The organism is Ruegeria sp. Alg231-54, from assembly GCF_900143525.1.
GTDB lineage: Bacteria > Pseudomonadota > Alphaproteobacteria > Rhodobacterales > Rhodobacteraceae > Ruegeria.
This window is the reverse complement of the sequence record NZ_FREZ01000032.1, coordinates 1-8,668: the sequence shown is the minus strand read 5'-3', so window position 1 is coordinate 8,668 and position 8,668 is coordinate 1. Positions and strand designations below refer to the sequence as shown.

7 protein-coding genes and 1 pseudogene are annotated in these 8,668 nt (G+C 54.1%); 2 read left to right on the top strand and 6 right to left on the bottom strand.

The features are described from left to right. From DHN12_RS24220 to DHN12_RS24200, 5 genes and pseudogenes are all read right to left on the bottom strand, one after another. Positions 1-206, bottom strand: a pseudogene (locus DHN12_RS24220) (IS6 family transposase); the annotation flags it as partial. A 9-nt stretch (positions 207-215) separates the two neighbouring features. Then, positions 216-599: a class I SAM-dependent methyltransferase gene (locus tag DHN12_RS24215; protein WP_108862485.1), complete on the bottom strand. Its 384-nt coding sequence runs from the start codon at positions 597-599 to the stop codon at positions 216-218. Positions 600-836: 237 nt separating this feature from the next. After that, a complete protein-coding gene (locus DHN12_RS24210; protein ID WP_058271333.1) occupies positions 837-1,727 on the bottom strand; it encodes an alpha/beta fold hydrolase in 891 nt (296 codons plus the stop codon). Then, entirely contained in the window at positions 1,728-2,807 is a 1,080-nt protein-coding gene (locus DHN12_RS24205; RefSeq protein ID WP_058271358.1) for a tartrate dehydrogenase, read from the bottom strand. It lies immediately after the preceding gene. Positions 2,808-3,150: 343 nt separating this feature from the next. Next, a complete protein-coding gene (locus DHN12_RS24200; RefSeq protein WP_058278467.1) occupies positions 3,151-4,443 on the bottom strand; it encodes a tetratricopeptide repeat protein in 1,293 nt (430 codons plus the stop codon). A 379-nt stretch (positions 4,444-4,822) separates the two neighbouring features. On the opposite strand from DHN12_RS24200, the gene DHN12_RS24190 reads away from it, so the two are divergent. After that, the gene (locus tag DHN12_RS24190) at positions 4,823-6,361 is read left to right on the top strand and encodes a sulfatase-like hydrolase/transferase (protein WP_058278466.1); all 1,539 of its coding nucleotides are present in this window, start codon (positions 4,823-4,825) and stop codon (positions 6,359-6,361) included. A 618-nt stretch (positions 6,362-6,979) separates the two neighbouring features. Beyond that, the gene (locus DHN12_RS24185; protein ID WP_058271338.1) at positions 6,980-8,095 is read left to right on the top strand and encodes a linear amide C-N hydrolase; all 1,116 of its coding nucleotides are present in this window, start codon (positions 6,980-6,982) and stop codon (positions 8,093-8,095) included. 264 nt (positions 8,096-8,359) lie between these two features. Here DHN12_RS24185 and DHN12_RS24180 read toward each other — a convergent pair. Continuing rightward, on the bottom strand, positions 8,360-8,668 hold a 309-nt coding region (locus DHN12_RS24180; RefSeq protein WP_159090219.1), incomplete at its 5' end, for a DDE-type integrase/transposase/recombinase.

Genomic DNA, 8,668 nt, shown 5'->3' with positions numbered 1-8,668 from the left:
CGCTTCCGTCTGATCTCAGCAGCAAACATCGGGCCAAACCTGTTCCACCAATATCGGATAGTTTCGTGGCTCACGTCGATGCCTCTCTCGTGCAGCAGATCTTCGACATTCCGAAGCGAGAGCGGGAAACGGATGTACAGCATCACCGCAAGGCGGATGATCTCGGGACTGGTTTTAAAGTATTTGAATGAGGCAGGTCTGGTCATGGGCAAAAGCTACGCAACTGCCCTGCCCCGCTCAAGCAAAGTTCTTCTGACAAGACCGGAATGCGGAGGCTCAAATGCAGTAATATCGTTAACATACCACGTTATTGTTCTGGAAGTTTTGCCTATTCTTTTTTGCGAAAGTCCAATTGCCGCAGACGAAACATCCAGCACAGTCAAATTCTTATAACCATGTGCCTGCAAACAATCGACAAAAGTGGAAGCCCCGCCGCCAACATCTATGATCGCATCTGTCTTTTTGACACCGCTGTTTTGGACAAGTTGAATTGAAATCGTTGGCTCTGGCTGAAACCAGCTTACCGTTCGGGGATGATTTGTTTCGTAGACCTGTTCCCAGTGGCTTCTTTTATCTAACCTACCAACGCGTTTTGCCATAATGCATTATTCAAGGGACAGGATATCAACGCAAGGGAGCAGTCGACCTCTCACGTTTTTGCCAACCGACCCAGATAAGTGCCGCTTTGCAGCCGTTCGTGGCCAGCGCAACGAACGACCACTCTCGGCCCAAAGCGACGAATGCTGCGCCGGTTCCTAAGGTCGCGTTTGGGCTCAGAGCAGTTGTTCGCTGCGCTGTGCATCAATGACTGGGTTGCGGACTTAGGCGACTTTGGTTCAACCCGCCAGAAATCTGAGAATATGTCCGGTTAATTCTTCTGGCGCTTCCTCGGGGATTGCATGTCCACATGACAGAGCGACACCCGAGACGTCGTTTGCTTTTTCCTGCCAAGTCATCTTGACGTCATAAAGCTCTCCAACAACGCTTTGCTCACCCCAAATAGCCAACAGTGGAGCGGTGACGCGGCTGGTCTGATCTTCCTGATCGTGCACCAGATCAATGCTCGCAGCCGCTCGGTAGTCTTCGCAAATAGCATGGAGTGTGGCGGGATCACTGTAACTGCGCAGGTATTCGGCCATCGCGACCTCGTCCACAGACCGTTCGATCTTAACTTGGCCCGCGATATGTCTGCGTAGGAAATACTCCGGGTCCGAGGCGATCATCTTCTCAGGCAACCCGTCTGGCTGGATCAGGAAAAACCACCAGAAATAACGCGTTGCGAACTCCTGATTGGTTTGCGCATACATTGTCTGCGTCGGGGCAATATCAAGTACGATCAATCGTTTGACAGCATCTGGAAAATCCAGCGCAAGGCGATGTGCCACCCGGCCACCACGATCATGGCCAACAACCGAAAACCTCTCGTGACCCAAGTGTTTCATCAAGGCGATCTGGTCGGCCGCCATGACCCTTTTGGAATAGGGAAGGTGTGACGGGTCACTTTCAGGCTTGTCGCTGTCACCATAGCCCCTGAGATCGGGAGCAATCACCTGATAACCAGCCTCCACGAGGTGCGGGGCAACCTTGCGCCAGACCACATGGGTTTGCGGATGGCCGTGTAGCAGCAAGATGGGTGGTCCGGTCCCCGCACTTGCGTAATTAATGGTGAGATCAGGCAATTGGACTTTTTGGACCTCAAAGCCCTCAAGGAAAGCAGACGCTACCACTTACAGCACTTCCAACACGGCGTCCGCAATTGCCGCGCCACATGTTTTGGTGTCGGCTGGCCCTCCGAGATCAGGGGTGCGCAAGGCCTCCTCTGGCAACACCCGTTCAATAGCGGCGATAATCGACGTGCTGGCCTGCTGTGCACCCAGATGTTCCAGCATCATGGCAGCTGCCCAAATCTGCCCAATCGGGTTGGCAATACCCTGGCCGGCTATGTCCGGCGCGGAGCCATGGACCGGTTCAAACAGGGAGGGGAATTTCCCTTCCGGGTTGATGTTTCCCGAAGGTGCTATCCCAATTGTGCCAGTGCAGGCGGGGCCAAGGTCAGACAGGATGTCGCCAAACAGGTTGGACGCCACAACAACGTCGAACCAGTCTGGGTGCAGGACAAATTGGGCCGTCAGAATGTCGATATGGTATTTGTCGACCTTGACGTCGGGATATCTCAAAGCCATCTCCGCGACCCGCTCATCCCAATAGGGCATCGTAATCGAGATCCCGTTGGATTTGGTAGCCGATGTCAGATGCTTGCCGCGTTTTGCCGCCAGATCAAATGCATATTTCAAGATGCGGTCGACGCCTATCCGGCTCATTACGGTTTCTTGCAGAACAATCTCTCGATCTGTGCCGGGAAACATCTTCCCACCGATAGACGAGTATTCGCCTTCGGTGTTCTCGCGCACGATCATCATGTCAATGTCACCAGGTCCGCGACCCACCAAAGGCAGCGGAACGCCAGGCATGGCGCGTGCAGGGCGCAGGCTTACATACTGATCGAATTCTCGGCGAAACTGGATGAGCGATCCCCAAAGCGAGATGTGATCGGGCACAACCTCAGGCCATCCAACTGCGCCAAAAAACAGTGCATCACTTCGGCTCAATTGGTCCTTCCAATCATCAGGAAGCATTTGACCGTGCTTTGCGTAGTAGTCGGCCGAGGCAAAGTCATGATCCTCGAAATCAAATCTGAGATCGAACCGTTTCGAGGCCGCCTCCAGAACACGAATACCTTCTGGTGTAGTCTCTTTCCCGATCCCGTCGCCCGGGATGACGGCAATTTTCCAGCTGTTCTTTGGCATGTGTTTTGTCCTTTTGATCGCGCTCTGAGTAAGCCAGTTGGTGAGGTCAAGCAACTGAAGCGCGGCGAAAACTTCTTAGCCGGAGCTCTTCCGCTTTGGGTTCAGAGCCGCCGTTCGCTGCGACTTGCATGAATGTCTTCTTCGCGGACGGAGCTGCCGTTTGCCATTGTTTGAAAAACGTCTGGAGACGGCAAAAAAGCTGCCATTGGCAAGTATCGGACAATGCCCGCTCCGATGGCTAGGTCTTTCCATCAGCGAGTTGCCAATATCCCATTCACGCCAGGATTGGATGCCAGTTGTTCGATACGCGATCGGACTTCGATGCCCACCCAACGCATATAGACTAATCCGATCCGGCCTCGATTGCGGGATAGGCCAAGCCAGCCTTCTGCAACCCGTCTATGATCAACTCTCTTTGTTCAGGTAACTGAAACAGGCGGTCTATGAAATCCGCTGGAGCGAAGCCGCTCTCGTCCTTTCGGATCAACTCTGCGATTGCCTGGGCGCGGCCGTCATTTCCGGCAAGAGCGTAGGACGCAGCAAGATACATCAGCATGTGCGGTCCACTTGGGCCACCCATGGAACGGTTGGTGTCGATGATTTCTGCCGCTTCTTGATACTTGCCGTTTAGAAAGTAGGCGATGCCAAGAATATTGCGGTACGGAGTTCGAACGGTTTCGTTCAACCCCAGCGCTCTTTTGACGCTTTCTATGCTTCGAACCCCTTGACCTGACAATGCCGACATCAGGCCAAGATACCCGTGATGGTCCGCCTCGGTCGGGTTCAATTCCACTGCCCTTTGAACCGCATCAACCGCGGCAGACACATCCCGATTCAGGTGCAGAGCCTGCGCAAGGGCATGCTGACTCCACGAGAACTCAGGATCGGTGGCAACCGCCCTTCGCGCAAGTTCCAGGGCCCGTTTACTGTGATACTCCGGCTCATCGCTGTGGCCGAACATAACGTAGTTCCAGAGCTGAATGGATTCGGCTGCGTAGCCGCCACCAAAACTCGGGTCGATGCTCTGGATTTCTCTGGATAACGTTAGCGCTGCCTCGATCCTGGACTTGACGACCGGTGGATTGCCGATGCGCCTTGCCTCAAAGAATAGGCTGTAGGCTTCTGCGCTTTCGGTGAATTCAGGTGCCAGCGGCGCGGGGCCAGTTTCTGTCGTATCTTCGTCCCAGAGGAAAGCAATCACGATGGCGAGACACGCCACGCATGCCAATGACCCAATACCAACCCACCGCCAGACTTGTCCCTTGTCTGCGTTCACAACAGAAACTTCGGTGAAATTCATCCCATAGTGGCCCTTAGGGATGTCGAGTACGACCGGGTTGTTTGCGCCCTCTGACGCGTAGTAGGCATGCAATCTGCGCCGCAAGCGCCCGACTTCGACACGAACCGTTGAACTCTCTCGGAGTGATGTCGGGTCAATCCCGAACAGGTTTTCGGCGATGACCTTTCCTGCAAGGTCTGCCTCCCTGTCTTCGACCGTGGCATCGAAGATGTAAGTGAGCAACTCCTGCTGCCTGTCAGCGTTCTGGAATGCCTCGCTGCGGAGAATCCGATCCAGTTCCTCTCGCGCGCAACGTGAGAAGGCCTGTAGATTCGAGCTGCTTTCCTTAACTGGCATATTGTTTGAATTCAGCTTGTTACGGAGGCATGCAACGGTGTGTAACACAGGGATACTTCCCGGACGACCTGAAAATGCGGCCCACTGCAAGGGTAAACGCATGAAACAGGACCACCCCAACCAACATGGCAGGGAAGCTTGGTGACATAGAGTTCGCAGCGGTTCGGTTTCCAGGCCACGCCCGTGCGATTTGGAGCCTAAGCGAAAGCGAGGACTTTCGGGAGCTGTGTGAACACCTCGCGCTCATGTGCCGACTCGAACAAGACGCGGGAGGGGAGACTGACACGCGTTTTAGTGAGCTGCGGAAGACCCTTGAAAATGAACTTTTGGATTGGGTCCATCGCAATCCCTCAACACTTTGACAAAGGACAGAGACTCCATGAAACCAAAAATCGATAGTATCCGCCTTGGCTGCACTGTCGCTGCTCTCGCCCTGAGTATTGCTGGCAGTACCGCCGCCCAACAATTTGATGCTCCGTTCTATGAGTTGGAGAAGGAGAACGGCGCGACCTGGGTCGAGGAAGACAAGGCAATCGATACCAAGCTCGCTGAATTGGAAGCCAGGTTCGGCAAGAAGCCCAACATCATCTATATCCTGACCGACGACATCGGCTACGGCGAACTCGGCGTTCAGGGTGGCGGCGCAGCACGTGGCATGCCGACCCCGAACCTCGACCAACTTGCCTATGAAGGCGCATTGCTGAACGGTTTCTATGCTGAGCCGTCTTGCACCCCGACTCGGGTGGCGCTGATGACCGGTCGGCATCCGGTGCGCACGGGATTGACCGATGTAATCTTCCCCGGCAATCCGGTTGGTCTTGCACCCGAAGAAGTGACCGTTGCGGAGCTTCTATCCGACGCCGGATATGCGACAGCCATGTACGGCAAATGGCACCTTGGCGACGGCGAAGAAACCCTTCCGCACCACCAGGGCTTCGATGAAGCCTTCTTTGGCCTATACAATGCGGCCCCTTGGGCGTGGAACACCCCCACGGAACGCGTCATGTGGAACAATTACACCGACGCTCCGGATTTCTTTTTCCGTGCCCCCCTGCGCGGCAAACTCGAAGGCAAGAAGGGAGAGGACTCGGTTGAAGTCGGCCCGCTCAACGCGGAATCCTACACCAAGTTCGAAGAAGAGACCTTCGAACGTGTCATGGGATTCGTCGAACAGAATGCCGAGGGCGACAAGCCATTCTTCATTTACTACGCCTCTCACCTCATGAGTCAGTTCACCTCTCACCCGGATTGGGAAGGAAAATCGCCGATGGGGACCCACAACGGCGATCAGATGATGGAGCATGACGCCTATATCGGCCGATTGACCGACAAGCTGGAAGAGTTGGGCATCGCCGAGAACACGCTCGTAGTCTGGATGAGCGACAACGGCCCAATGTACGACCTGTTCCCGGAATCGTCCTACACAGCGTTGCGTGGCGGTAAGGGCGACGTGCTAGAAGGCGGCGTGCGCGTTCCTGCAGTGGCTTGGTGGCCGGGCGTCATCGAAGAACTGCAGACCAAGGCCGAAATGATCCACGTTACGGACATGTACACGACGGCGGCCCGCGTGGCGGGTGTTATGGATGCGATCCCCTCCGACCGGATTGTCGACGGCATCGATCAGAGCAGCTTCCTACTGAACGCAACTCCGAGCCGGCGTGAGTACATGTTCCACTATTCAGGAGCGAGCCTCGGTGCGGTTCGTGTCGGCCAGTTCAAACGTCACATCGGTTCTGGTCACGGTGGACTTCCGGGAAAGGCGTTTTTCGACATCTTCAAGGACCCACGTGAAGAACACGGCGTAATGGTCAGCATGCTCTGGGCCTGGGTTCCCTTCGACGACATCCAGCGCATGCACGAAGCGATGATCGAGACTTTCCCCCATCGGGAGCCGTACTACAGCGAGATGGACGAATAGCGCAGAAGGGAATGTGATTCTTAAATCGGCTTCGGCGAAAACAACTTGAAACGAGGACAAGGGACAGCCCGTGAAAATGGGCTGCCGCTTGTGTTCGGACCCTACAAGTGTTGCCCGTTGTCGCGCCAAAGGAATTTACCCACGCTCTCCGCAAACCTCACGGTGAAGCCTAAAATCGAATTCCGAGTGTTTCTTTCAGATGACCGCGTTGCCGGTGAAGCAGCCGTCGATGCGTCTTGCAGTATTGGTCAAAATGGGCTCAGTGCGGTCGTACCGGGCTCTGTAGTCCAACGACCGCTCCGAACAGCCCAATGTCCGCTCATTGATCCACGCCTCTGAAAGCGTTGAACTTTCTGTGTTTCGGGAATGGCTGCTTACGGAGCGTACTCAAAGCTTGTCCTGCTGCGCTGCCGCAAGGCCGCTTCGAGCCCAAAGCAGTCAAGGAAAAACGGCGATTTTTGAACGACACTATCGACGAATGCGTATTCTGCGCTAGTTTTGTCCAATTGAAAGCGGCGCTACATTCGCTACGCTCAAAGAGTTCAAACAGCACGTGATAAGATTAAATTGATCGTTCGCAGGTCAACTGCTTTGAGAATGCCAGGCAAAGGGGTTTGAATGAGTTTTCTGCAAAATTTTTGTGGCATAGCTGTTGCTGGGTTTGTCAGTTTCGGCGCCAATATGGCAAGCTCTTGCACGTTTATTACACTCACAGGAGCTGATGGTACGGTAGTTGCCTCCCGGACAATGGAATGGGGTACGTTTGATCTGTCCCCAGTCATGACTTTTGTTCCGGCCGGCACAGAGGCCTCAGCAATGAAAATGCCAGATGGCAGAGATGGCGCAAAATGGGTCACCAGATACGATGTTGTCGGTGTGACCATGCTGGGCCAGATGCTGTTTGGCGACGGCATAAACTCCGAAGGTTTAAACGTTTCGCTGCTCTACCTGCCCGGGTTTGCGGAGTATCAAGAATATGATCCCGCCAAAGCTGAAATCTCGCTGGCCCCCGTCGATTTTGTTGGCTTTATGCTGAGCCAGTTCGCTTCGGTGGCCGAAGTTAAGCAGGCGGCAGAAAAAATTCGCGTGGTGCCTGTTGTAACGCCAGAGCTTGGCGGCCCGGCGCCAGTGCACTTCTCAGTAACCGATAAAAGCGGCGACCAGATCATTGTTGAGTTTGTCGGCGGCGAAATGAAAATCTATGATAAGACGTTAGGCGTGCTGACCAACTCACCACCGTATGACTGGCACATCAACAATGCGCGGAATTACATCAACATGCGATCCGTCGCTTGGCCTTCGGTTAAAGTCGACGGGATTGATCTTGCGCCAATCGGTTATGGAACCGGGATGTTGGGCTTGCCCGGAGACTTCACGCCACCATCACGTTTTATCCGCGCACTGGCCTGGACTCAGACGTCTCGTCCAACCGATGGAGGAGAAGACACGGTACACGAGGCTATCCGCATCCTTGCCAACTTCCAGCTCCCCATGGAGGCGACCGACCAAAAGTTGAATCCTGCTGAACTAGAGGTTCTGAAGTACGGAGGGACGCAGTACACCGTGTCTTATGATCTCCAAAATTTGAAAGCTTATTACTATACAAGCATGAATCCCAACTTACGCAGTGTTGACTTCAAAAAATTTGATTTCGATGCGCTGTCGGCACCTTTGAAGATTCCAATGCGTGATCAATCGGCCCCGTTTGCAATGGATGTAACACCAACTCCTTGAGGGCTATCTTAGCATCCGAAAAAACTGACCTGAGCCGTTTTGACATATGAGATCCGCTGTCCAGACCAATTCCCCATGATGTAATCGAGAGGGGCTTATAATACAGGTGGCGTTTAAAGGTTGATGGCGACTGGCTCGGTGTTTTTAATTGGGTTTGGATTTGGAAACCAATTCGTAAGGCAAGGTATAGAAAAACGGTGGTAGTCCGAATGGTGCTGTCAGACTAATTCGAACTAGGCTCAGTTTGCCGCGGAAATCGCGAACTTATCCGGAACAAAGTTGACGCCACTCGCTAAGAGCGGCGGCGCGGGTCAGCTTGAAGGTGTCTCGACTGGCTAACGATCTTTCCTGGTTGAAGTGGTTGTAAACGGAAGAATGGATGGAGGCGAATTTCTGTAAACTTCGCATACGCCTGAAACGCAGCATGGCCCGTTCTCTTCGTCGGAAAGGCAGGTGCGAGTTCTCGACGCGGTTGTTGAGCCACCTGCCCGTCCTTTGTTTTTCGAGTGCATCCAGTTCTTTGAGCGCGGCTCTGTATGAGGCGAAGCGATCCGCCACGACGGTTTCCGCTTT

Coding starts and splice junctions, on each gene's coding strand:
- DHN12_RS24215 (WP_108862485.1), bottom strand. CDS start 599: ATGGCAAAACGCGTTGGTAGGTTAGATAAAAGAAGCCACTGGGAACAG.
- DHN12_RS24205 (WP_058271358.1), bottom strand. CDS start 2,807: ATGCCAAAGAACAGCTGGAAAATTGCCGTCATCCCGGGCGACGGGATC.
- DHN12_RS24200 (WP_058278467.1), bottom strand. CDS start 4,443: ATGCCAGTTAAGGAAAGCAGCTCGAATCTACAGGCCTTCTCACGTTGC.
- DHN12_RS24190 (WP_058278466.1), top strand. CDS start 4,823: ATGAAACCAAAAATCGATAGTATCCGCCTTGGCTGCACTGTCGCTGCT.
- DHN12_RS24185 (WP_058271338.1), top strand. CDS start 6,980: ATGAGTTTTCTGCAAAATTTTTGTGGCATAGCTGTTGCTGGGTTTGTC.